The organism is Mesorhizobium australicum (assembly GCF_900177325.1).
Taxonomy (GTDB): domain Bacteria; phylum Pseudomonadota; class Alphaproteobacteria; order Rhizobiales; family Rhizobiaceae; genus Mesorhizobium_A; species Mesorhizobium_A australicum_A.
Window position 1 is genome coordinate 2,617,168 of sequence record NZ_FXBL01000004.1, and the last position, 22,409, is coordinate 2,639,576.

A 22,409-nucleotide genomic window follows, 5' to 3' on the forward strand; every position below is an offset into this window, starting at 1 on the left:
CGTTAAATCTTGGTAATGTGTCCTCTAGAGATACCACTCGTATTCGCGGCGCGAGATTGCGCCCATGAAAGCGGCAAGCTCCGCCTCCTTCACGCTCGCATAGATCGCCGGATAGTTCGCGCCCAGCCAGTGCGGCAGGATGGTTGCGGCGCGCAACGCCCTGAGCGAGTCCCACGGCGTCAGTGGTAGGTCTGGATCGATCTCGGCACCCGCATTGCCCGTATGCATCGGACCCGGGTCCAGCCGGTTCTCAATGCCGTGGTGCATACCGGCGAGCACTGCGGCGATCACCAGATAGGGATTGGCCTCCGCACCCGATGCGCGGTGCTCGATGCGTCGTGAAGCGCCCGATGAGACGGGCACGCGGAAGGCGACAGAGCGATTGTTCTCGCCCCAGTCCTTCGTCACCGGCGTGAAGTTGTTGGCGGCGAAGCGGCGGAAAACGTTCAGGTTCGGCGCAAAGATGGCCATCGCCTCGGCCATCGTCGCCTGGAGGCCAGCCACGGCATGGCTGAGCATGGCCTGGCCGTCGGGCCGGCGGTCGTCAAACAGGTTCCGCCCGTCGGCACCGAGCATGCTCGCGTGGACGTGCAGTCCGCTGCCCGCCATGTCGGGAAAAGGCTTCGACATGAAGGTGGCCTCCATGCCGAACTGTCGCGCGACCGACTGGATGACGCGGCGCAACAGGCAGGCGTCGTCGGCCGCCTTCACCGGATCGTCGCGATGCTCCAGGTTCACCTCGAACTGGCCGGCGCCGTATTCGCTGATGATCGTGGAGGAGGGGATGCCCTGCGCCGCGCAGGCGGCCTCCACCGCCGAGATGAAGGGCTGATATTCGTCGAGCTTGGCCAACGACAGAACCTTGCCGGCCGCCTCCGCAATGCCGGTCTCAGGCGATTTCACCGGCAGGGGCGCGCCGTTGTCGCAGCGCCGCTGGTCGATCAGGTAGAACTCAAGCTCCGCCGCGACCACCGGGCGCAGTCCGGCCTCATGGAGGATCGAGACGGTGCGCGACAGCACGATGCGTGGATCGTACCAGAACGGCTCGCCGCTTGATGCGCTGGCCGGCGTGCACAGCACTTGCGCGATGCCGATGTTCCACGGCACCGGTGCCAGCGTTCCGGTGACGGGCATCACCGTCGCGTCCGGATCTCCGTCCGAAAAGCCGTAGCCCATCGGATCGGCGGTGTTGCCCTGCACGTCGACCAGCGACATCGCCGCGCAGATCGGCGAACCGACGGCAAAGAACTTCGCCATATGCGCGCGCGGCATGCGCTTGCCGTAGGCATTGCCGCACAGGTCGAACAGAACGGCGTCGAGATGCGTGGTTTGCGGATGCGCCTCGAGGAAGCGGGCGAGTTCGTCCGGCACGTGTCGTCCCCCGTGTTTCGGACGAAGCTAACCGTCCGCGTCCCGTCCGTCATCGTCCAATGGCGAGATTTTCTCGGCGCAGGCGAACGTCGTCATCGCTCGCTGGACAGTTCGGAAGCGCTCGTTCGCAATTCATGAACGCTCAGTCGAAGCGCCACGATCTGTGCGCGGCCCGAGGTCAGGCGTATTTGTTGGCCAAGGAGATCGTTCCATGACCACAATGCCTTCGCTTTTCATTTCCCACGGCGGCCCTAACATCGTCACCTCCGATTCCGAGGCCCGCCACTTCCTCGAGACGCTGTCGGAGTATATGCCCCGTCCGAAGGCGATCGTGCTCGTATCGGCGCACTTCGAAACCGACGGTGTTGTCGTCGTCACCGATCCAGCGCCCGAGATGATCTATGATTTCAGGGGATTCGCGCCGGAGCTTTACAAGATCGTCTACCCGGCGCCCGGCGAGCCCGCTCTGGCCGCAAGGGTTGTCTCCTTGCTCGAAAAGGCCGGCCTTTCACCCTGCACCATCGGCAAGCGCGGCTATGACCATGGCGCGTGGACGCCGATGATGCTGGCCTTTCCGGATGCCGGCATCCCGATCGTGCAGGTCTCGATCGATCCCAACCGCGACGCGGCATGGCATTATAGACTCGGCCAGGCGCTGGCACCGCTGCGCGAAGAGGGTGTGCTGCTGGTCGGCTCCGGCCACATCACCCACAACCTGCGCGCCTTCTTCCCGGTGATGCGCGAGGGCAGGACGCCCGATCCGGAGCTGGTGCACAAAGTGGATGCCTTCACCACCTGGTTCGCAGACGAGATCGCGGCAGGCGACACGCAGGCACTGCTCGACTGGAAGAACCGCGCGCCGTTCACCGCCGAGAACCATCCGACGGACGAGCACCTTATGCCGATCTTCTTCGCGCTTGGTGCCGCGGGCAAGGAGATTCATGGCGAGCGTATCCATTCGTCCAAGGAATATGGCTTCTTCGCCTACGATTCCTACCTGTTCCATTGAGCCGGAAATCGGCTAAACGGTCTCCGCCCGGCCCGTCGGGCGGAGATCTCCGATGAAACGCCTCCTCAACGCCTTCCGGAACTCGCTGCGCGCCTTCGGGCGTCTCATCCGCACGGAGAAGGCCTTCCAGCAGGAGGTCGTCCTCCTTCTCGCCGCCCTGCCTGTCGCGTGGTTCCTGTCGCAGAGTTGGTGGAGCTTCGCGCTGCTCATCGGCGCGATCCTGCTGCTGATCATCGTGGAAGTGCTGAACACTGGCATCGAGGCGGCCTGCGACGCGTTCAGCCGCGAATTCAACACCGACATCCAGCTTGCCAAGGACTGCGGCTCGCTCGCCGTGCTGATCTCGATCGTCATCGCCGGCGGCGTCTGGCTGCTTGCAGTGGCCGAGAAGATTGCAGGCGTGGCGCTTTAGCGGTTCAGTGGCGCGTCCGCAGGTAGCGGTGCCCGAGCCAGAGCCCGATCGCCATGACAGCGACCGCTAGCCCGACACCGATCAGAAGCCGCTGATGCTTTACCAGCGCATCGCCGATCAGGTGCTCCGCGCCGGCGCCGAAGAAGTAGCCCAGGCTGACGAAGATGCAGGCCCAGACGAGCGCGGACGCCGCGTTGAGCGCAAGGAAGCGAGCAACGGGCACGGACGACAGCCCAGCCGCCACGCCGCCGACCATGCGCAGGCCGTAGATGAACCGGTTGGTCAGAATGAAGATATTGGGGTGCCGCTCGACCAGCCCATGCGCATGGCTGAACCCTGGCCGTGCACGCAGCGCCAACACCCGCGGATGGTCCGCGAAGCGCCGCCCGGCGAGGAACAGCGCCGTGTCGCCGAGGAAGGCGCCGGCGAAGGCGACGGCGACCGTATGCCAGACCGCGAACACCTGCTGGTGCGCGAAGAAGCCGCCGAAGATGGCAGCGCTTTCGCCCTCCGCCAGGCAGCCGGCGAAGACGGCCACGAGCCCGAACCGCTCGACCAGATAATGCAGGAGATCGATCACGATGCCGGGCCACCCAGCCGCGCGTCGATGCGCTTCAGATGCGCTGCCAGTTCCGCGATCTCCGACTGCATATTGAGGATCTCGCGCTGCCGTAGCGCGTCGAGTTTATCGTGCAGCGCCATGATCTCGATCTCGGCCTTCAGGTTCACCTCATAGTCGTGTGTCGCGTCGAGTCGGTCGCGAGCGGCCTGACGGTTCTGCGACATCATGATGATCGGCGCCTGCACCGCCGCCAGCATCGACAGGATCAGATTGAGGAAGATGAACGGGTAGGGGTCGAATGCATCCCGGGTCAAGAGGAAGGCGTTGCCGGCCGTCCAGACCGCCAGAAACAGCAGGAAACTGACGATAAAGGTCCACGAGCCGCCCACGCGCGCCATCGCATCGGCGATCCGGTCGCCCAGGCTGGCCTCTCCCGCCAGGTTCTCGCGAATATCGCGCGCGATCGGCCGGCGGTCGATCGCGCTCTGCAGCACGCGCAGCTCTTCTTCGCTCAAGCTGTCGAGGTTACGTTTGAGCCAGCGGGTGGAAAGGTCGTCGATCGTCTTCTGCATCCGGGCCTCCTCGCGCGGCCGACTTGGCAAGTGCCGCATCATTGGCGAAAATGCGGTCAGCGCCGCCACAAAGCGCCGATCGGGAGAGAAATCAATGGACAGTTTTGCCGCGATCCGCGCCCGCGCGGCCTTGCGCAAGGGTGGCGAAGAGATACTTTCGCGCCTGCTCGGCACGCTGCCGAGCAATGCGCAGCTTGCTGCGCTCGGCGACGACCGCATCCTTTCGCAGATGTCGGCGCGCATCTTCTCGGCCGGCTTCGTCTGGAGCGTGATTGAGGCCAAGTGGCCGAGCTTCGAGGAGGCGTTCCTGGATTTCCAGCCGAAGGCGCTCCTTTTTCAACCCGATGAGTTCTGGCACGACCTAGCCGCAGACAAGCGCATCGTGCGCAATCCGCAGAAGATCAGATCAGTGCGCGACAACGCCGCCTTCGTCGACAAGGTGTCGCAGGAGTATGGCGGCTTCGGCCGCTTCCTCGCCAATTGGCCGGCGGACGACCAGATCGGCCTCACTGCCTACTTGGCCAAGCACGGCTCGCGGTTGGGCGGCAATTCGGGCCAGTATTTCCTGCGCTTCATCGGCTGGGACGCCTTCATTATCTCACGCGACATGGCAGCTGCGCTCCGCGACGCCGGGCTCGACATCGCCGAACAGCCGACGTCGAAGGGCGATCTCGCGAAGATCCAGAAGCAAGTCAACGAATGGGCCGATGAGACCGGCCTCAGCCGCACCCACATCTCCCGCGTGCTTGCCATGTCCACGGGCATCAACCATGCTCCTGAAGAGCTGGCAGCCTATATGGGGGAGTAGGCGAGCGAAGATTGTCAGCCGTCGCGCGTCACGCTAAGCCTCTTGCATGACCCAGTCCGCGCCTTCCGTCCTCCGCATCGCCGTTGCCCAGCTCAACCCGACCGTGGGCGATATTGCCGGTAACCTCGCAAAGGCGCGCGAGGCGAGGGCGGAGGCGGCACGCCACGGCGCGGACCTTGTGCTGTTCACGGAGCTCTTTCTCGCCGGTTATCCGCCGGAGGATCTGGTGCTCAAGCCCGCGTTTCTCTCGGCCTGTGAGAAGGCGGCCACCGAAATTGCGGCGGATACGGCCGACGGCGGTCCGGGCCTTGTCATCGGCGTGCCGCTGAAGCGCAAAAGCGGCGTCCACAACGCCATCATCGTGGCCGACGGCGGCAAGATCATCGCCGAGCGCCTCAAGGTCGACCTGCCCAACTACGGCGAGTTCGACGAGAAACGCGTCTTCAGGGCGGGCCCGGACATGCCGGGGCCGGTGTCCTTCCGCGGTGTCCGCCTCGGCATCCCGATCTGCGAGGACATCTGGGGCGATCTCGGCGTATGCGAGACGCTGGCCGAGAGCGGCGCCGAGATTCTGCTCGTGCCGAACGGCTCGCCCTATTATCGCGGCAAGGTCGACGTGCGGCAGCAGGTCGTCATCAGGCAGGTCATCGAGACCGGCCTGCCGATGCTCTACGCCAACCAGATGGGCGGACAGGACGAGCTGATCTTCGACGGTGCGTCCTTCGCCATCAACACCGACAAGTCGCTGGCCTTCCAGATGAGCCAGTTCGAGGAGACGGTCGTCGTCACCACCTGGAAGCGGCAGGGCGAGGGCTGGCGCTGCACGGACGGACCGATGTCGCGCATTCCAGAGGCCGAGGAGGCGGACTACCGCGCCTGCATGCTGGGCCTGCGCGACTACGTCAACAAGAACGGCTTCAAGGACGTCGTGCTCGGCCTTTCGGGCGGCATCGACTCGGCGATCTGCGCCGCACTTGCGGTCGACGCGCTCGGTGAAGAGCGGCTGCGCGCCGTCATGATGCCCTATCGCTACACGTCAAAGGATTCGTTGGCCGACGCGGAAGCCTGCGCGAGGGCGCTCGGATGCCGTTATGACATCGTTCCGATCTTTGAACCGGTCGAGGGCTTCAGCCACGCGCTCACGCAGATCTTCGAAGGCACCAAGGAAGGCATCACAGAGGAGAACCTGCAGAGCCGCGCGCGCGGCACGATCCTGATGGCGATCTCGAACAAGTTCGGCTCGATGGTGGTGACCACGGGCAACAAAAGCGAGATGTCGGTAGGCTACGCCACACTCTATGGCGACATGAACGGCGGCTTCAACCCGATCAAGGACCTCTACAAGATGCAGGTCTACGCGCTGTCCCGCTGGCGCAACGGTACCGTTCCTCCCGGCGCGCTCGGCCCGTCGGGCGAGGTGATCCCGAAGAACATCATAGACAAGGCGCCGTCGGCCGAGCTGCGGCCGAACCAGACCGATCAGGATTCGCTGCCGCCCTATCCCGTGCTTGACGACATCCTCGAATGCCTCGTCGAGAACGAGATGGGCGTCGACGACATCGTCGCGCGCGGGCACGACCGCGACACGGTGCATCGTGTCGAGCACCTGCTCTACATCGCCGAATACAAGCGCCGGCAGGCCGCGCCCGGCGTGAAGATCACGAAGAAGAACTTCGGCCGCGACCGCCGCTACCCCATCACCAACCGGTTCAGGGATCGGGGATAGCGACAGGTGGAGATCGTATTCGACCTGTCCAGGATCGATTTCGCGTCCACGTCGAGATTACTGGAAACCGCGTACTGGACCGCCGGACGCACCGATGAGATCAACCTGCGCGCGTTCGCGAACTCGGTCTGCGCGGTCGCCCTGATCGACGGGCAACAGGTCGGCTTCGCGCGCGCCTCGGGCGACCGCACGCTGTTTGCCCGCATTTCCGACGTGATCGTGCAGCCGGAACATCGCGGCAAGGGCGTCGGCAAGGCGCTGGTCCGGGCGCTTCTGGACCATCCGGAGCTGCGAACGGTCGCGATCTGGACGCTGAACACCTCCGATGCGCACGGGCTCTACGAGACGTTCGGATTCCGCAGATGCACTGATGGAAACGAGATGCGGCTCGATCGGTCAGCGGCGGGGTGAGCGCCTTCCTGATATTTCTGCGCGGCAATGCACGCTGGGTCGCGGCCGCCTTTGTCCTGACCTTCTTTTCCACGATCGGCCAGACGTCCTTCATCGGAGGCTCGGCGGGACATATCCGCTCGGAATACGGTCTCAGCAACGGTCAGTGGGGCATGGTCTACATGATCGGCACGCTCGCGAGCGCGCTGACATTGCCATATCTTGGCGCGATCGTGGATCGGCTGACGGTACGCACGGTTGCGCTGATCATAGCTCCGATGCTGGCCGCTGCGACCGCGCTGATGGCGTTGTCCGCGCATGTGGTGGGCTTGATCCTCACCATCTACCTGCTGCGTCTTTTCGGGCAGGGCATGTTCCCACATACGGCCTACACGGCCACGGCGCGCTGGTTCACCGCCCAGCGCGGCAAGGCGCTGTCGCTCGTCATACTCGGGCACAACGCTGGCGAAGCGGTGCTGATCGCCGGCTTCGTCGCGCTGTCGGCTGCGATCGGCTGGCGCCTGGGTTGGCTGGTTCTCGGCGTCGCGGTGCTGGTTGTCGCACTGCCCTTGGTCATGTGGCTGGCGGCTGTCGAACGGGTTCCGGCGTCGACCGAGATCAATCCTCGGGTGGTCGACGCGCGCGACTGGACGCGGGGCGAAGTGCTAAGCGATCCGATCTTCTATCTGTCCATGCTCGGGTTCATGGCGCCGGGCTTCATCGTCACGGTCATCTTCTTCCACCAGGTCTACCTGGTGGAACTGCGCGGCTGGTCGCTCGGCGTCTTCGCCTCGGCATTCGTCGTTTGGGCGGGCGTCAACAGCCTGTCGACGTTGATGACCGGCTATCTGATTGATCGCTTCTCCGGCCTGTCGGTCATTCCTTTCGTGCTTTTGCCGCTCGGCGTCGCAAGCATTCTGCTTGGAACGATGACGGCCGGCTGGACGCCGTTCCTCGTCATGGCGCTTCTCGGAGCGTCCAGCGGAGCGGCGACCACGACGCTTGGCTCCGTGCTGCCTGAGGTTTACGGCCTCAGACATCTGGGTGCGATCAGGGCGTTGATCGTCGCGACGACCGTGTTCGCGACCGCGGCAGGCCCGGGCATCACCGGCTATCTGATCGACGTCGGCGTCGGCTATCCGGCGCAGCTCGTCACCATGGGCGTCTATTGTTTCCCCGTCTCGCTGCTGATGGCGTTTGTCGCGCGGCGCGTCAGAGCGCGCACCTTGCCAAGCAAAGCTGTGTCCGATAGGCCGCCCGGATGACCGTCATCGTCCGTTTTGCGCCGTCGCCCACCGGCAACATTCATATCGGCAATGCCCGCACGGCGCTGTTCAACTGGCTGTTCGCCCGGCAGCGTGGCGGCCGCTTCGTGCAGCGCTTCGACGACACGGATGTCGAGCGGTCCAGGCAGGAATATGCCGACAACATCCTCACTGACATCGCCTGGCTCGGCATCGAGCCGTCCGTGGTCGAATACCAGTCGAAGCGCTTCGCGGTCTACGAGGCGGCGATCGCGAAACTCAAGGCGGCTGGCCTGCTCTATCCCTGCTATGAGACCGCGGAAGAACTCGACCTCAAACGCAAGGTCCGCCTCACGCGCCGCCTGCCGCCCGTCTACGGTCGCGAGGCGCTGAAGCCGACGGCGGTCGAGCGGGCAAGGCTGGAGGCGGAAGGCCGGCGACCGCACTGGCGGTTCCTTCTGCCGAATTTCGATACCGACCCGTTTTCGACCCGGCGCACGGAAGTCACCTGGACCGACCTCGTGCGCGGTGAGGAGACGGTTGATCTCGCCTCGCTATCCGACCCTGTCCTGGTGCGCGAGGATGGCACCTATCTCTACACGCTGCCCTCGGTCGCCGACGACATCGACTTCGGTATCACCCATGTCATCCGTGGTGACGACCATGTCACCAATACCGGCGTGCAGATCGCGCTCTTCAAGGCCCTGGGTGCGGAACCACCCGCCTTCGGCCACCACAACCTGCTGACCGCCGTGACCGGGGAGGGGCTCTCCAAGCGCAGCGGTGCGCTGTCGATCGCCAGTTTGCGCGCCGACGGCATCGAGCCGATGGCGGTCGCGTCGCTCGCGGTGTTGACCGGCACGTCCGAGAACGTTGTCGCCGCGCGCGACATGGCCGAACTCGCCGGCCGCTTCGATCTCGCCTCGACCTCGCGGTCGGCCTCGAAGTTCGATCCGGCCGATCTCCTCGTCTTAAACCGCACGCTGCTGCATGGCATGGACTTCGCAGCGGTGGCGGAGCGCCTCGCCGCTCTCGGCATCGCCGGCGCCCGGGCCGAGCCGTTCTGGCTCGCCGTGCGCGGAAATCTCGATCGGCTGGCCGATGCGGCAGGCTGGTGGCGGATCGTGACACAGGGACCGACGCAAGCGCCGGACCTGTCGGACGAGGACCGCGCCTTCCTGCGCGCGGCTTTCGATCTGCTGCCCGCCGCGCCATGGGACGGCACGACCTTCAAGGCGTGGATGGATCAGGTGAAGGCGGTGTCTGGCCGCAAGGGCAAGGCGCTGTTTATGCCCGTCCGCCTTGCGCTTACTGGATTGCCGTCCGGGCCGGAGCTCGCAGATCTATTGCCCCTTCTGGGTCCGGAAGGTACGCAGGCCCGACGACCCTGACCTTGCGCCCGGCATCGATGGCAAATTCGCCCGCCGCGGCTTCGGACAGGCGTTTCATGTCGTCGGTATTGAACGATCCTTCCCGGTTCGCCAGCGTCTCGGGATCCGCCGCAGGGTCGGGGCGCGACGAGGGCAGGGCGATGGACGAGGTCTCGGCAGGCGCGCTGGTCGCTCCTTCGCCGGCGACGATGGAAAAACCCTTCTTCACCGCCGTACAGGAGCAACCCTGCGGTCGGGTGAAGTTGACGTCCCGGTATTTGAAGGCCGTCTTGAGGTCCGTGTAGGGGCTACCGTAGGAATCGACCATGTTCTCCGATTCCTCGTCCGGAACCCGGTGCGAATAGAGCTTGACCTCGGTGCCGGGGCACATGGTCTGGCAGTTCTGCTCGTCGCGCTGGAAGTCGGAACTGGAAGAGGAATAGGAGATCGGCCAGTAATAGCCGTCGCAGGTGCGCACGCACAGCGTGCGGTAGTTTCCGCCGCCACGCATCACCTCGAAACTGTTGCCGTTGCCGATGGTGGTGCGCACGCGCGCCGAGCCGTCATAGGCTTGGAATTCCTCATCCTCGCGCGGATCGACCCGCTTGATCCCGCCGCCGAAGAGCCGCTCGAAGAGGTTGCCGCCGCGCGGCTGTTCCCTTGCCGCCATTTCGGGCGCGCGATCCCGCCGCACGCCGCGGCAGTCGTTGGCGGCGATCGCACCGAGTAGTCTGTTGCGCTCGCGACGCGTGTCTCCGCCGCCTCCGCCCATGCGGGAGCGCGTGCGTTCGAGCTGGGCGAGGTTGCGCTCCATGCGGTCAAGGCCGCGGCCGATGGCGTCGCAGGCCGATCCGCCATTGTCGCGCGAGAAGAAGCCGCCGCCGCATCCCGCGCGGCGATACTGCTGTTCTCCCCTGCGGATCTGGGTGCGTTGCTGCTGGATCGCCTGATCGTAGCGACGTGCCTGGGCCGAACTGCCGGAGCCGCCCGACGAAAGGCTTGCGAGCTGCGCCTCAAGCTGCCGGCAGGTCCGCGACTGGGCGTATGCATCGTTGGCGGAGACGGCGAGGCCCGCAGCGAGGACGAGCGCAAACGCCCGCACGGCGGCGAGCCACTTCACCGTCTGGAGCTTCCCATGCATCGCCTGCCATCCCTTGATGGACGTTGGCGCGATCATGCGCGCCGAACATGAATGCCGTCTGAACGTGGACCGACGCTCCCACGAACGGAAGGCACAAGGTTAACCGCGCCTTACCGTCCTCAGCCGCCAGCGATCAGTGTCGGCGCATCCTGAGAGGCCTCGACGACGGCGAGCGCGGTCATGTTGACGATACCCCGCGAGGTTACCGACGGGGTCAGGATGTGCGCGGGCAGGCGGGTGCCGAGCAGGATCGGCCCGACATGCAGCGCATCCGTCATGGTCTTGACCGTTGTTAGCGCGATGTTGGCCGCATCGAGATTGGGAAATACGAGCAGGTTTGCCTGGTCCTTCAGCACCGAATGCGGATAGACCCGTCGACGAAGTTCCTCCGACAGCGCGGAATCGCCGTGCATCTCGCCGTCGCTTTCGAGCTCCGGCGCGATCCGCTTCAGGATCGCCGCGGCCTCGCGCATCTTCAGTGCACTGGCGCTGTCGCGCGAGCCGAAGTTGGAATGGGACAGCAGCGCCGCCTTCGGCACGATGCCGAATCGGCTGATCGCCTCCGCGGCCAGCAGCGTCATCTCCGCGATCTCGTCGGCGCTTGGGTCGAGCGTGACATAGGTGTCGGTCAGGAAGGTCACGCCGCGCTGCGAGATCAGCATGGAGAGCGCTGACAGGTCGCGGTAGCGCACGTCGGCTCGCGCGCCGATGATCAGATTGACATTGCGCAAGTGCCGCTCGAACCGGCCTTCCAGGCCGCAAATCATCGCATCGGCATCGCCCCTGTGGAGCGCAAGCGCGGCAATGACGGTGGCATCGGTGCGCACCATGGTGCGCGCGGCCTCTTGCGTCACACCGCGCCGGCCGGCGAGGCGGATCAGGAGGTCGACATAGTCGCGGTAGCGCGGATCGTCCTCTGGATTGACGATAGCGAAATCCGTGCCCGGACGAATCCTGAGGCCGTAGCGCCTGAGCCGAACGTCGATCACGTGGGGGCGACCGATCAGAGTCGGTTCGGCGGTGCCTTCCTCCAGCACCACCTGTGCGGCGCGCAGCACGCGTTCGTCCTCGCCATCGGCATAGATCACCCGCTTTCTCGTCGCCGTGCGGGCGGCGGCAAAGACCGGCTTCATCACCAGGCCGGAGCGGAACACGAAGCGGTTCAGCCGGTCGACGTAGGCCTCCATGTCTACGATCGGCCGTGTCGCCACACCGCTGTCCATCGCCGCCTGTGCAACAGCGGGCGCGATTCGCAGGATCAGCCGCGGGTCGAAGGGCGAAGGGATCAGGTAGTTCGGCCCAAATGTGGGTGTCTCGCCCGAATAGGCGCGCGCGGCCACGTCCGACGGCTCTTCGCGGGCAAGGGCCGCGATGGCGCGCACCGCCGCCATCTTCATCTCCTCGTTGATCGCGGTCGCGCCTGCATCAAGCGCCCCGCGGAAGATGTAGGGGAAGCACAGCACGTTGTTGACTTGGTTCGGGAAGTCCGACCGGCCGGTGCATATCATCGCGTCGGGCCGTGCGGCCCGCGCGAGCTCCGGCATGATCTCCGGCGTCGGATTGGCGAGCGCCATGATGAGGGGCCGGTCCGCCATCTCCTTGAGCAGTTCGGGCTTCAGGACCCCCGCAGCCGACAGACCCAGGAACACATCCGCGCCGCCGATCACATCTGCGAGCGCACGGGCATTGGTGTCCTTGACGTAAGGGTCTTTCCAGCGGTCCATCTCGTCGACGCGGCCCTTGTAGGCGACGCCAAACCGGTCGGTGACCCAGATGTTCTCGCGGCTGGCGCCAAGAGAAACGAGGAGATTGAGGCAGGCGAGGGCGGCGGCACCCGCGCCCGACGTGACGATCTTGACGTCCGGCAGCGACTTTCCGGCGACCTCCAGGCCGTTCAGAACGGCCGCCGCGACGATGATCGCCGTCCCATGCTGGTCGTCGTGAAAGACTGGAATCCCCATCCGCGCCTTGAGCTGCTCCTCGACCTCGAAGCACTCCGGCGCCTTGATGTCCTCGAGGTTGATGCCGCCGAAGGTCGGCTCCAACGCCGAGATCGCCTCGACCATGCGCTCGATTCCCGGCGCATCGATCTCGATGTCGAATACGTCGATGCCGGCGAACTTCTTGAAGAGCACGGCCTTGCCCTCCATGACCGGCTTCGACGCCAAGGGGCCGATATTGCCGAGGCCGAGCACGGCGGTGCCGTTCGAGACGACGCCGACGAGGTTGGCTCGGCCGGTGTAGAGCGCGGCCGCGCCCGGATCGTCCTTGATCGCGAGGCAGGGCGCGGCCACGCCAGGCGAATAGGCGAGCGCGAGGTCGCGCTGATTGCCGAGCGGCTTGGTCGCCTGGATCTCCAGCTTTCCCGCCACCGGATAGCGGTGGAAGAACAGCGCCGCCTCGTCGAGGTCGGACGATCGCGCCTTGTCGGCTTCGCTGGTCATGGCGATTCCCCCTGCTTCATGCGAAACGATTAGCATGGGCGGCGGAGAAGCGAACGCGCGAAAAAGCGAAAGCTGTTTCGCGCCGGCCGTTACCTGGCGACGACCTTCTGCCGCTGCTCGCCGAGGCCTGCGATGCCAAGCCGCATCTCGTCGCCGTCCTTGAGGAAGACCGGCGGCTTCATGCCGAGACCCACGCCGGGTGGGGTGCCGGTCGTGATCACGTCGCCAGGCTCGAGAATCATGAACTGCGACAGGTAGGAGACAATCTGCCTGACGGTGAAGATCATGGTCGACGTATTGCCGGTCTGCATGCGCTTGCCGTTGACATCGAGGAACATGTCGAGGCTCTGCGGGTCGGCGATCTCGTCCGGCGTCACGATCCAGGGACCGAGCGGCCCGAAAGTGGGCGCGCTCTTGCCCTTGATCCACTGGCCGCCGCGTTCTGCCTGGTATTCGCGCTCCGACACGTCGTTGCAGACCGCGTAACCGAAGACATGCTTCAGAGCGTCCTTCTCCTCGACATAATCGCATTCCTTGCCGATCACGATCGCGAGTTCGACCTCCCAGTCGGACTTCACCGAGCCTTTCGGCAGCATCACGTCGTCGTTCGGGCCGGACAGGCAGCTCGGTGCCTTTGAGAACACGATGGGTTCCTTCGGGATCGGCGCCCCGGTTTCCGCCGCATGGTCGGCATAGTTGAGACCGATCGCGATGAAATGGCCGATCCGCGACACCGGAGAACCGATCCGCACGCCCTTGGGTGCGGCGGGCAGGGTGGTCGGATCGATGTTCGCAAGGATCGACAGCAGGTCGAGCGAAACCGTCGCTGGCGAATAGTCCGCGACGACTGAAGATGCGTCCCTGATGACGCCGTCCTTGTCGAGAATGCCGGGCTTCTCCAGGCCCAAATCGCCGAAACGCAGCAACTTCATGTGTTTCCCCTCCCGAATTCAGATGTCAGGCGAACGAGTGCGACAATGCCGGTTCAAAATGCGCTGGGGTAGAGACCGCCGTCAATGCGCAGGTTTTGCCCGGTTATGTAGCCAGCATGCGCCGAGCAGAGGAAGGCGCAGGCCTTGCCGAACTCCTCGGGCGTGCCGAGACGGCCGGCCGGGATCTGCTTGTCCTGCTGCGCTGCATAGTCCTCAAGCGACATACCGGCCTTTTCCGCGCCAAACTTCGTCGTCACGCGGATGCGATCGGTGTCGAGCTTGCCGGGCAGCATGTTGTTGATCGTGACGTTGCGGTTGGCGACGGTCTTGGCGATGCCGGACATGAAAGAGGTGAGGCCGGCACGCGCGCCGGACGAGAGGTCGAGCCCGGGGATTGACGTGTAGACCGAAAGCGAGGTGATGTTGATGATGCGCCCGAAGCCGCGTTCCATCATGCCGTCGATCACGCCCTGCATCAGCTCGATCGGCGTCACCATGTTCTGCGTCACGCCGTCGAGAATCGCCTTCCGGTCGAGTTGGCGGAAATTGCGAGGCGGTGGACCGCCATTGTTGTTCACCAGGATGTCCGGGTCGGGGCAGGCGGCGAGCAGCGTCTTCTGCACCTCCGGCAGCGACACGTCGCCCTCGATCTCAGTCACGCGGACGCCGTAGGTGTCGCGGATATCCTGCGCCGCCGCGGCCAGAACCGCAGGGTCGCGGCCGTTCAGCACGAGCTCGACGCCCGCCTCCGCGAGCGCATCGGCGCAACCGCGCCCGAGCCCTCGGCTCGACGCGCAGATGATTGCCTTTCGGCCCTTGATCCCCAAATCCATGTCGCGACCTCCTTCAAATCGGCGACAGAGGTATCCGCAGCCGCGCCAAACCACAACCGTCACACGTCTGTGATATGAATCGTGTCAGGGCATTGCGCGAAGGAAAGTCTGGTAATCGCAATGTCCGACGTCGAAACCCGAAGCTTTCGCACCCTGTTCATCTCCGACATCCATCTCGGGTCGAAGCCGGCCAAGGCGGAGTTTCTCATCGACTTCCTGCGCCAGCATCATGCCGAGACGATCTATCTGGTCGGCGACATTGTCGACGGCTGGCGTCTGCGGCGGTCTTGGCACTGGCCACAATCCCACAACGACGTCGTGCAGAAGCTGCTGCGTCAGGCGCGGAAGGGCGTGAAGGTGATCTATATCGCCGGCAATCACGACGAGTTCCTGCGCTCCTTCCAGGGCGAACACTTCGGCGGTGTGGTCGTCGCTGATCGCGCAATCCACGAGGGCTGCGACGGCCGGCGCTATCTGGTCATCCACGGCGACCAGTTCGACGGCATCGTCCACAACATTCGCTGGCTCGCCTATCTCGGCGACAAGGCCTACGACACAGCGATCGTGGTCAATCGCGTCGTCGCCTTCATCCGCCACAGGTTCGGGCTGTCCTACTGGTCGTTCTCGTCCTGGGCGAAGGTCAAGGTAAAGCGCGCGGTAAACTTCATCAGCGCCTTCCAGGACATCGTCGCTGAAGAGGCGCGGCGTCATGAGGTCGACGGCATCATCTGCGGCCACATCCATCACGCCGCGATCGAGACCATCAACGGCGTGCGCTACATCAACACCGGCGATTGGGTGGAAAGCTGCACAGCGGTGGCCGAGCATTTCGACGGACGCTTCGAAATCCTCACCTGGGCCAAGGTCACGCCTGAGCGCCAGGAGGATGACGGCAAGATCGCGGTGCTGAGGCCGGCCGCCGCTGCCTGACCGGCGGCTGGAGCAAAGCTCGTCCACTGCTGGCGCGCCCTCACGTGTAGGCGCGGCGGGGAGGACATGTTACGGCGCATGGGACAGTCACTCGGACTCCTTCCCGAATGCTCCCGCCTCTTTCCAAAGAACAGCAGATCAAGCCGCATCGTTTCGAGCTGCGGATGTCCCTTCTTTACGCCTGCCTCTTCCTGCCGAATGGCATCCATCTGCCGTATTTTCCACTCTGGCTCGAGTATCACCGGTTCACGCCGTCCGAAATCGCCTCGATCATCGCCATTCCGTATTTCGTCCGCATCTTTGCCGGGCCGGTGGTTTCAGCCTGGGCCGACCGCGCGCGTGATCGCGTACCCGTCCTGCTTGCCTGCGCGATCCTCTCCCTGGCCGCTTGCGCCGGTTATCTGCTGCCGGCCACCTATCTGGTCGTGCTGGCCGTTTCGATCGTTCTGGCCATTGCCTGGGCTCCCCAGACGCCTTTGTCGGATTCCATCGCCCTGTCGGGAGTTCGCCGCTATGGCGTCAACTATGCGTCCATGCGGGTCTGGGGGTCGATCTCTTTCCTGATCATCAACATTGTCGGCGGCTACATCCTCGCAGCTGCGGGGGCTGGCGTCGTCCCGTTGCTGATGCTGGCTGGGTTCGTCACGATAGTGGCCGCCACCTTCATTGTCCCGCGTCTCGGCAAGCCGCGTCTCGCTGCCCCGACCCCGGCGCAGACAATCCCGCAAGCCTCCTTCGCGCTGCGCCAACCGTATTTCGTCCTGATCATCGCCGCTTGGGCCTTGGCGCAGTCGAGCCATGCCTTCGCATATGCCTTTTCATCGATCTATTGGAAGACGCTCGGCATCGACGACGGCACGATCGGGCTCTTCTGGGCATTTTCGGTTCTGGCCGAGGTGATCATGTTCTTCCTGTGCGACCGGCTCTTTCCGCGTGCGCGTCCAGGTGTGCTGCTCGCAGTCGGAACTGGGCTCGGCGTTCTGCGCTGGATACTCTTTCCTCTGATCTGGCCGGCGGGCCTGGGCGTGGCTGGCTTCTACGCGGTGCAGGGCATGCACGCCTTCTCGTTCTCGCTCGCCTTCCTCGGTGGACAGAAGATGTTTTCCGAGACGGTTCCGGAGGAGCGGATGGGGGCAGCACAAGGCGTTGCATTTTTCCTGATCATGGGCACGCTGGCGCTGTTCACTCTGGCGAGCGGTCCGCTCTACGAGGCGTTCGGCGTCGACGGCTTCTATGCGATGGCGCTGGTCTCGGGCATTGGCGCGATCCTCGCCTTACGGGCGCTTGCCTATCCCCAGAGCGCCCGTTCCGGCGGGTAGACCAGCGAGCCATCGTAGCGGAGGCCGGGCGCGCGGTCGCGGGCAAGAAGCAGCGGGCCGTCGAGGTCGACGAACTGCGCGCCTTGCGCAAGGAGCACCGCCGGCGCCATGGCCAGCGACGTGCCGACCATGCAGCCGACCATGATCTGGAAGCCGAGCTTCTGCGCCTCAGCCTTGAGCAGGATTGCTTCCGACAGGCCGCCGGTCTTGTCGAGCTTGATGTTGATCGCGTCGTAGCGGCTACGCAGCCGCGTGAGGTCCTCGCGGGTATGCAGGCTCTCGTCGGCGCATACGGGCACGGGCCGCGCGATGTCCGCCAGCATCCCGTCATTGCCGGCGGGCAATGGTTGCTCGATCAGCGAGACGCCGCATTCCGCCGCGATCGACATATGGCGGGCGAGGTTATCTTCGCTCCAGCCCTCGTTCGCATCGAGGATGATACGGCTGTCGGGCGCCCCGGCTCGGACGGCGCGGATGCGTGCCTCGTCGTCGGCGCTGCCGACCTTGACCTTCAGCACCGGCCGCGCCGCCTGCGCCTTTGCCTGCGCGCCCATCTCGTCGGCGTCGCCGAGCGAGAGCGTGTAGGCGGTGGTGAGCGGGGAGGGCGCAATATCGCCCAGGGCCGTCCAGATGGGCACCTGGGTCGCCTTCGCCTCAAGATCCCAGAGAGCGCAGTCGACTGCGTTACGAGCCGCGCCCGCCTGCAACAACTTCGCGAGTTCGTCCTTGGATGCGCCGACCTCGATCGCCTCGCGGGCCGATTCGATTTGCGCGATCACGCTGTCGATCGTCTCGCCATAGCGTCCGTACGGCACGCATTCACCGCGCCCGACATGATCCCCCTCATTGATCGCGCAAGTGACCACGAGCGCCTCGGTCTTCGACCCGCGCGAAATCGTGAAGCTGCCGGCGATGGGGAAAGATTCGGCTGTGATCGAAAGGACACGTGACATCGATGCTCCGTCGCAACAGGCGGCGGTCCAAGTGACAGGCCGGCTCAGCCGGGCTAAGACGGCACTCATGTTGACCAAAGCTTTCCCGGACGCAAGCGGGGCGCGTTCGAACGCTCCCCGCGTCGAGGCGCAGGTCGAAGGCGTGCATCTGGCCTGCCGCCTGTCCGGTGCGTGGAACACCCAGACCGTCGCCGGGGTGGACGACGAGATGCGTGCGCTCGAGCAGAAGCAGGGCGTGCGTGAAGCCGTGATCGATCTGTCGGCCGTCTCGGCGATGGACACCGCCGGAGCCTGGTTGGTGAAGCGGCTGTCGACCGGGCTGGAGGCGCAGGGTGCCCATGTCGAGGTGCAGGGCGCCTCTTCTTCGTCCGGCCAACTCCTCGTCGCGGTGGATGACGCCGCGCATCAGGAGATTCCCAAGCCTGTGGCCGGCCGCCCGACCGGTGTCATCGGCCTACTCGATTCGCTCGGCCGGAACGTCTTCACCTTCCGTGACGATTTCCTGATGAGCATGCACATTCTCGGCGCGACGATCCGCGGCGCGCAGATGAAGCTCGGGCGTGGCCACGCGGTGAATCCGGCTGCGATCGTCAGCCAGATGGACAAGATGGGCATCGGCGCGATTCCCGTCGTGCTCTTGATGTCCTCCATCATCGGCGCGATCATCGCCCAGCAGGGCGCCTTCCAGCTGCGCTATTTCGGCGCCGAGATCTTTGTGGTCGACCTGGTCGGCATCCTGGTCCTGCGCGAGATCGGCGTGCTGCTCACGGCGATCATGATCGCTGGCCGCTCCGGCAGCGCAATCACCGCCGAGATCGGCTCGATGAAGATGCGCGAAGAGATCGACGCGCTGACAGTCATCGGCCTCAATCCGGTCGGCGTGCTTGTCTTTCCGCGGCTGGTGGCGCTGGTCGTGGTCCTGCCCTGCCTCACGATCGCAGCGAATTTCGCGGCCATCATCGGCGCGATCGTCGTCAGCCAGGTCTATTCCGGTATCTCGCCCACCACCTTCATCGACCGCATGCGCGACGCGATCGACCTGTCGACGGTCTTCGCCGGCCTGATCAAGGCACCGTTCATGGCCCTGATCATCGGCATCATCGCCTCGGTCGAGGGGCTGAAGGTCGGCGGCAGCGCCGAATCGCTCGGCACCCACGTCACCTCGTCGGTGGTGAAGTCGATCTTTGTCGTCATCGTCGTCGACGGCCTGTTTGCGATGTTCTACGCGGCGATCGACTTCTGATGGAGACCAACGGAGCGACACATCCGAATGGGGCGGAACTGGGCGGCGAGCCGGAGGTCGTCATCTCGGCCGAAGACGTTACCGTCGCCTTCGGCGACAAGGTGGTGCTGGACAAGCTCTCCCTCGACGTGCGGCGCGGCGAGATTCTCGGCTTCGTCGGCGCCTCGGGCGCCGGCAAGTCGGTCCTGCTGCGCACGATCCTCGGCCTGACGCGCAAGCGCTCCGGCAAGATACGGATCTTCGGCATCGACCTCGACACGGTGAGCGAACGCGACCGGGTCGCTATCGACATGCGGCTGGGCGTTTTGTTCCAGCACGGCGCGCTCTTCTCGTCGCTGACGGTGATGGAGAACGTCCAGGTGCCGATGCGGGAATATCTCGATCTGCCGCGAAAGCTGATGGACGAGCTTGCGCGTCTCAAGATCGAGCTTGTCGGCCTGCCGCCGGACGCGGCGGCGAAATTCCCGTCCGAGCTCTCCGGCGGCATGATCAAGCGTGCGGCCCTTGCGCGCGCCTTGGCGCTCGATCCGGACATCGTCTTCCTCGACGAGCCGACGTCAGGCCTCGACCCGATCGGTGCCGCCGCCTTTGACGAGCTGGTCCAGAAGCTGCGCGACACGATGGGGCTCACCGTCTACATGGTCACCCACGACCTCGACAGCCTGTTCTCCGTCTGCGACCGCATCGCCGTCCTCGGCGAGAAGAAGGTGATGGTGCAGGGCACGGTCGAGGATATGCTGGCCAGCGAGAACGCCTGGGTAAAGTCATATTTTCGCGGCAAACGCGCACGACAGCTCGATCTGACGACGCGACAGGAACACGGAGCCTGACGGGATGGAGACCAAGGCCAATTACGTCGCGGTCGGCATATTCACTCTGGTGATGCTGCTGGCTGCTTTCGGCTTCGTCTACTGGACGGCCGGGACGGGCGGCGGCGACTTCGCCACACTCCGCATCAAGATTCCGGGCTCCGCCTCGGGTCTGGGCCGTGGCAGCGCCGTGCTGTTCAACGGCGTCAAGGTTGGCGACGTCACCCGCATCTTCATCGACGTCAACGATCCGACGGTCGCGCTGGCCGACACCAAGATCGACCGTCTGACCCCGATCACCAAGTCGACGATCGCCGATGTCGGCCTCGCCGGACTGACCGGTCAGGCCTCGATCGAGCTCAAGGGTGGCGTGGTCGGCGAAGAGAACCTGCTGGCGCTCGCCGAGGCGAACGGGACGGTGGCGGAGATCACCGCCAACCCTTCGGCACTCGGCAACATCCTGCAGCTGACGCAGAACTTCCTCACCCGCGCCGACGGTGTGCTGAGCAGCGTCGAGGACTTCGTCAACGACGTGAAGACGCCCTTGGTCGCCACGGTCGAGAATGCGCAGAAATTCTCCGAGGCGCTCGGGCGCAACTCCGACAACATCGACCAGTTCCTGGCAAGTGTCGGCGATCTCTCGAAGACGCTGAGCGCCGTATCCGGCCGTCTCGACAGCACGCTGGCCGCAGCCGAAGATTTGCTTAAGACAGTCGACAAGGAGAAGGTCTCGACGATCGTCAGCAATGTCGAGACCTTCACCAGCGATCTCAAGGGCGCCTCGGACAATCTCGAAGCGATGATGTCGGGCGTCGACAAGGCAGTAGCTTCGATCACGACCCTGTCGCAGAACGCGACTGGAACGCTCTCCAAGGTCGACGAGATTGTCGCAAGCGTCGATCCGGCGACTGTCCGCTCCGCCATCGACGGCATCAAGCAGACCACCGAGACCGCGCGAAAGGCGGCGGATGACATCTCGAAGGTGACCACGAAGTTCGGCAACCGCTCCGAGGAGATCGACAAGATGATCAGCGATGCGAGCCAGCTTGCCGAACGGCTCAACGCCGCCTCGGTGCGTGTCGACGGGATTCTTGTGAAGGTCGACAATCTGCTCGGCTCGGACAATGCCGACGGCCTGATGGTGCAGGCGCGCGAGACGCTGCTGTCGTTCCGCCAGGTTGCCGACACGCTCAACGCCCGCATGGGAACGATCACCGACGGGCTTGCCCGCTTCAGCGGCCAGGGTTTGCGAGACGTCGAGGCTCTCGTGCGCGACAGCCGCCGCTCGGTGAACCGGATCGAGGAGGTGATCAGCGATCTCGGTCGCAATCCGCAGCGCATTATCGCCGGGGGAGAAGGCGAGGTGCGCCAATACGACGGCCGCGTGCGGCGTTGACATTGGTCGTTCCGCCCCCCACACAGGTTGCGCTATTCAAGCATCCGACGCTTCCCGGGCAGGGGGCGTCCGTCGGAGAGGTGGGTTTGAAGTCTGGACGGTTGCTCATCGCTGGGGCGCTCATCAGCTCTGCCTTGTCGGGCTGCGCCGTGCTCGGCGGCGGCACGCCGGCGCTCGACACCTATGAGCTGTCGGCCGCGCAGACTTCCGAATCCGGCCCGCGCCGCTCCCGCGCCCAGATCCTGATCGCCGAGCCGTCGGCGTTGAAGTCGCTTGACGGCCAGAACATCGTCATCAAGCCGAGCCCCGGCGAAATCCAGTATCTGAAGGGCGCGCAGTGGGCGGACCGTCTGCCGAAGGTCGTGCAGGCGAAGCTCGCCGAGGCGTTCCAGTCGACCGGCCGCGTTGGCGGCGTCGGGAAGCCCGGCGAGGGGCTCGCGATCGACTACCAGGTCATCACCGAGATCCGTGCGTTCGAAATCAGGCTCGGCGGCGGCGACCGGGCTTATGTCGAGCTGTTCGTGCGCATCCTCAACGATCGCAACGGCACTGTGCGCGCCTCCCGCAGCTTCACCGCGCAGGCATCCGTCAGCGGTGCGGGCAATCCGGCTTACGCGGCCGCGTTGGACAGGGCCTTCCAGGGTGCCACCGACGAGATCGTCGACTGGTCGCTGGGAAGGATCTAGCGTGCTCCGCATCCACCGCGTCAAGGTCGACTCGATCTACATTCCCACCGAACGCCGCAAGACCCTGCATCCCGAGACGGCCCGCGCCCTGGCGGAAGACATTCTCGAAAACGGGATGAAGATGCCGATTCAGGTCCGGTTCGACGGCAAGCGCCATATCCTGATCGAGGGGCTGCACCGCTTGGAAGCTGCCAAGTTTCTCGGGGAGACCGAGATCGACGCCTACCTGGTACAGGCGCGAAAGCACTAACGGACTGGA

Annotated in this window: 22 protein-coding genes; 14 read left to right on the forward strand and 8 right to left on the reverse strand. The window is 64.8% G+C overall.

Annotation, left to right across the window (positions count from 1 at the left end):
• Nucleotides 1–24 precede the first annotated feature (24 nt).
• The gene (locus tag B9Z03_RS15325) at nt 25–1,371 is read right to left on the reverse strand and encodes a glutamine synthetase family protein (protein WP_085465001.1); all 1,347 of its coding nucleotides are present in this window, start codon (nt 1,369–1,371) and stop codon (nt 25–27) included.
• 211 nt (nt 1,372–1,582) lie between these two features.
• On the opposite strand from B9Z03_RS15325, the gene B9Z03_RS15330 reads away from it, so the two are divergent.
• Entirely contained in the window at nt 1,583–2,380 is a 798-nt protein-coding gene (locus B9Z03_RS15330; RefSeq protein WP_085465002.1) for a DODA-type extradiol aromatic ring-opening family dioxygenase, read from the forward strand.
• Nucleotides 2,381–2,432: 52 nt separating this feature from the next.
• Entirely contained in the window at nt 2,433–2,792 is a 360-nt protein-coding gene (locus B9Z03_RS15335; protein WP_085465003.1) for a diacylglycerol kinase, read from the forward strand.
• Nucleotides 2,793–2,796: 4 nt separating this feature from the next.
• Here the strand turns inward: B9Z03_RS15335 and B9Z03_RS15340 are convergent, their stop codons facing one another.
• Both B9Z03_RS15340 and B9Z03_RS15345 read right to left on the reverse strand, forming a co-directional pair.
• Entirely contained in the window at nt 2,797–3,372 is a 576-nt protein-coding gene (locus B9Z03_RS15340; RefSeq protein ID WP_085465004.1) for a DedA family protein, read from the reverse strand.
• Complete coding sequence (locus B9Z03_RS15345) at nt 3,369–3,926, reverse strand: DUF1003 domain-containing protein (RefSeq protein ID WP_085465005.1); 558 nt, start codon at nt 3,924–3,926, stop codon at nt 3,369–3,371. The genes B9Z03_RS15340 and B9Z03_RS15345 overlap by 4 nt, the downstream gene beginning before the upstream one ends.
• Nucleotides 3,927–4,020: 94 nt before the next feature.
• Between B9Z03_RS15345 and B9Z03_RS15350 the strand changes: the two genes are divergently transcribed.
• The 5 genes from B9Z03_RS15350 to gltX are packed head-to-tail and all read left to right on the forward strand — an operon-like array spanning nt 4,021 to nt 9,485.
• Complete coding sequence (locus B9Z03_RS15350) at nt 4,021–4,734, forward strand: DNA-3-methyladenine glycosylase I (protein ID WP_085465006.1); 714 nt, start codon at nt 4,021–4,023, stop codon at nt 4,732–4,734.
• Between the two features lie 46 nt (nt 4,735–4,780).
• On the forward strand, nt 4,781–6,460 hold the full coding sequence (locus B9Z03_RS15355; RefSeq protein WP_085465007.1) for an NAD+ synthase: 1,680 nt from the start codon (nt 4,781–4,783) through the stop codon (nt 6,458–6,460).
• A gap of 6 nt (nt 6,461–6,466) precedes the next feature.
• Nucleotides 6,467–6,871 carry a GNAT family N-acetyltransferase gene (locus tag B9Z03_RS15360; protein ID WP_085465008.1) on the forward strand — a complete coding sequence of 135 codons (405 nt, stop codon included), beginning with the start codon at nt 6,467–6,469 and terminating at the stop codon, nt 6,869–6,871.
• A complete protein-coding gene (locus tag B9Z03_RS15365; RefSeq protein ID WP_085465009.1) occupies nt 6,868–8,115 on the forward strand; it encodes an MFS transporter in 1,248 nt (415 codons plus the stop codon). Before B9Z03_RS15360 ends, B9Z03_RS15365 begins: the two co-directional genes overlap by 4 nt.
• Nucleotides 8,112–9,485 carry a glutamate--tRNA ligase gene (gltX, locus tag B9Z03_RS15370; protein WP_085465010.1) on the forward strand — a complete coding sequence of 458 codons (1,374 nt, stop codon included), beginning with the start codon at nt 8,112–8,114 and terminating at the stop codon, nt 9,483–9,485. The genes B9Z03_RS15365 and gltX overlap by 4 nt, the downstream gene beginning before the upstream one ends.
• Here the strand turns inward: gltX and B9Z03_RS15375 are convergent.
• From B9Z03_RS15375 to B9Z03_RS15390, 4 genes are all read right to left on the reverse strand, one after another.
• Entirely contained in the window at nt 9,403–10,605 is a 1,203-nt protein-coding gene (locus tag B9Z03_RS15375; RefSeq protein WP_176247532.1) for a DUF2865 domain-containing protein, read from the reverse strand. The two genes, gltX and B9Z03_RS15375, sit on opposite strands and share 83 nt — an antisense overlap.
• A 119-nt stretch (nt 10,606–10,724) precedes the next feature.
• Nucleotides 10,725–13,049, reverse strand: coding sequence for an NADP-dependent malic enzyme (locus B9Z03_RS15380; RefSeq protein ID WP_085465012.1), 2,325 nt, complete (start codon nt 13,047–13,049; stop codon nt 10,725–10,727).
• 89 nt (nt 13,050–13,138) lie between these two features.
• Nucleotides 13,139–13,981 (reverse strand): fumarylacetoacetate hydrolase family protein, encoded by an 843-nt coding sequence (locus B9Z03_RS15385; RefSeq protein ID WP_085465013.1) that lies wholly within the window; start codon nt 13,979–13,981, stop codon nt 13,139–13,141.
• A gap of 53 nt (nt 13,982–14,034) precedes the next feature.
• The gene (locus B9Z03_RS15390; protein WP_085465014.1) at nt 14,035–14,814 is read right to left on the reverse strand and encodes an SDR family oxidoreductase; all 780 of its coding nucleotides are present in this window, start codon (nt 14,812–14,814) and stop codon (nt 14,035–14,037) included.
• Nucleotides 14,815–14,934: 120 nt separating this feature from the next.
• Between B9Z03_RS15390 and B9Z03_RS15395 the strand changes: the two genes are divergently transcribed.
• On the forward strand, nt 14,935–15,744 hold the full coding sequence (locus tag B9Z03_RS15395; RefSeq protein ID WP_139832286.1) for a UDP-2,3-diacylglucosamine diphosphatase: 810 nt from the start codon (nt 14,935–14,937) through the stop codon (nt 15,742–15,744).
• 164 nt (nt 15,745–15,908) lie between these two features.
• A complete protein-coding gene (locus B9Z03_RS15400) occupies nt 15,909–17,063 on the forward strand; it encodes an MFS transporter (RefSeq protein WP_244561752.1) in 1,155 nt (384 codons plus the stop codon).
• Here B9Z03_RS15400 and dgcA read toward each other — a convergent pair.
• Entirely contained in the window at nt 17,033–18,016 is a 984-nt protein-coding gene (dgcA, locus tag B9Z03_RS15405) for an N-acetyl-D-Glu racemase DgcA (protein ID WP_085465016.1), read from the reverse strand. The two genes, B9Z03_RS15400 and dgcA, sit on opposite strands and share 31 nt — an antisense overlap.
• Before the next feature lie 67 nt (nt 18,017–18,083).
• Between dgcA and B9Z03_RS15410 the strand changes: the two genes are divergently transcribed.
• The 5 genes from B9Z03_RS15410 (at nt 18,084) to B9Z03_RS15430 (ending at nt 22,400) form a co-directional block, all read left to right on the forward strand.
• On the forward strand, nt 18,084–19,259 hold the full coding sequence (locus B9Z03_RS15410; protein WP_085465017.1) for an ABC transporter permease: 1,176 nt from the start codon (nt 18,084–18,086) through the stop codon (nt 19,257–19,259).
• Nucleotides 19,259–20,089, forward strand: coding sequence for an ABC transporter ATP-binding protein (locus tag B9Z03_RS15415; RefSeq protein ID WP_085465018.1), 831 nt, complete (start codon nt 19,259–19,261; stop codon nt 20,087–20,089). The genes B9Z03_RS15410 and B9Z03_RS15415 overlap by 1 nt, the downstream gene beginning before the upstream one ends.
• 4 nt (nt 20,090–20,093) lie before the next feature.
• Nucleotides 20,094–21,464 (forward strand): MlaD family protein, encoded by a 1,371-nt coding sequence (locus B9Z03_RS15420; protein ID WP_085465019.1) that lies wholly within the window; start codon nt 20,094–20,096, stop codon nt 21,462–21,464.
• 86 nt (nt 21,465–21,550) lie between these two features.
• A complete protein-coding gene (locus B9Z03_RS15425; RefSeq protein WP_085465020.1) occupies nt 21,551–22,150 on the forward strand; it encodes an ABC-type transport auxiliary lipoprotein family protein in 600 nt (199 codons plus the stop codon).
• Between the two features lies 1 nt (nt 22,151).
• Nucleotides 22,152–22,400, forward strand: a complete 249-nt coding sequence (locus tag B9Z03_RS15430) for a ParB N-terminal domain-containing protein (RefSeq protein WP_085465021.1) — start codon at nt 22,152–22,154, stop codon at nt 22,398–22,400.
• Nucleotides 22,401–22,409 lie beyond the last annotated feature (9 nt).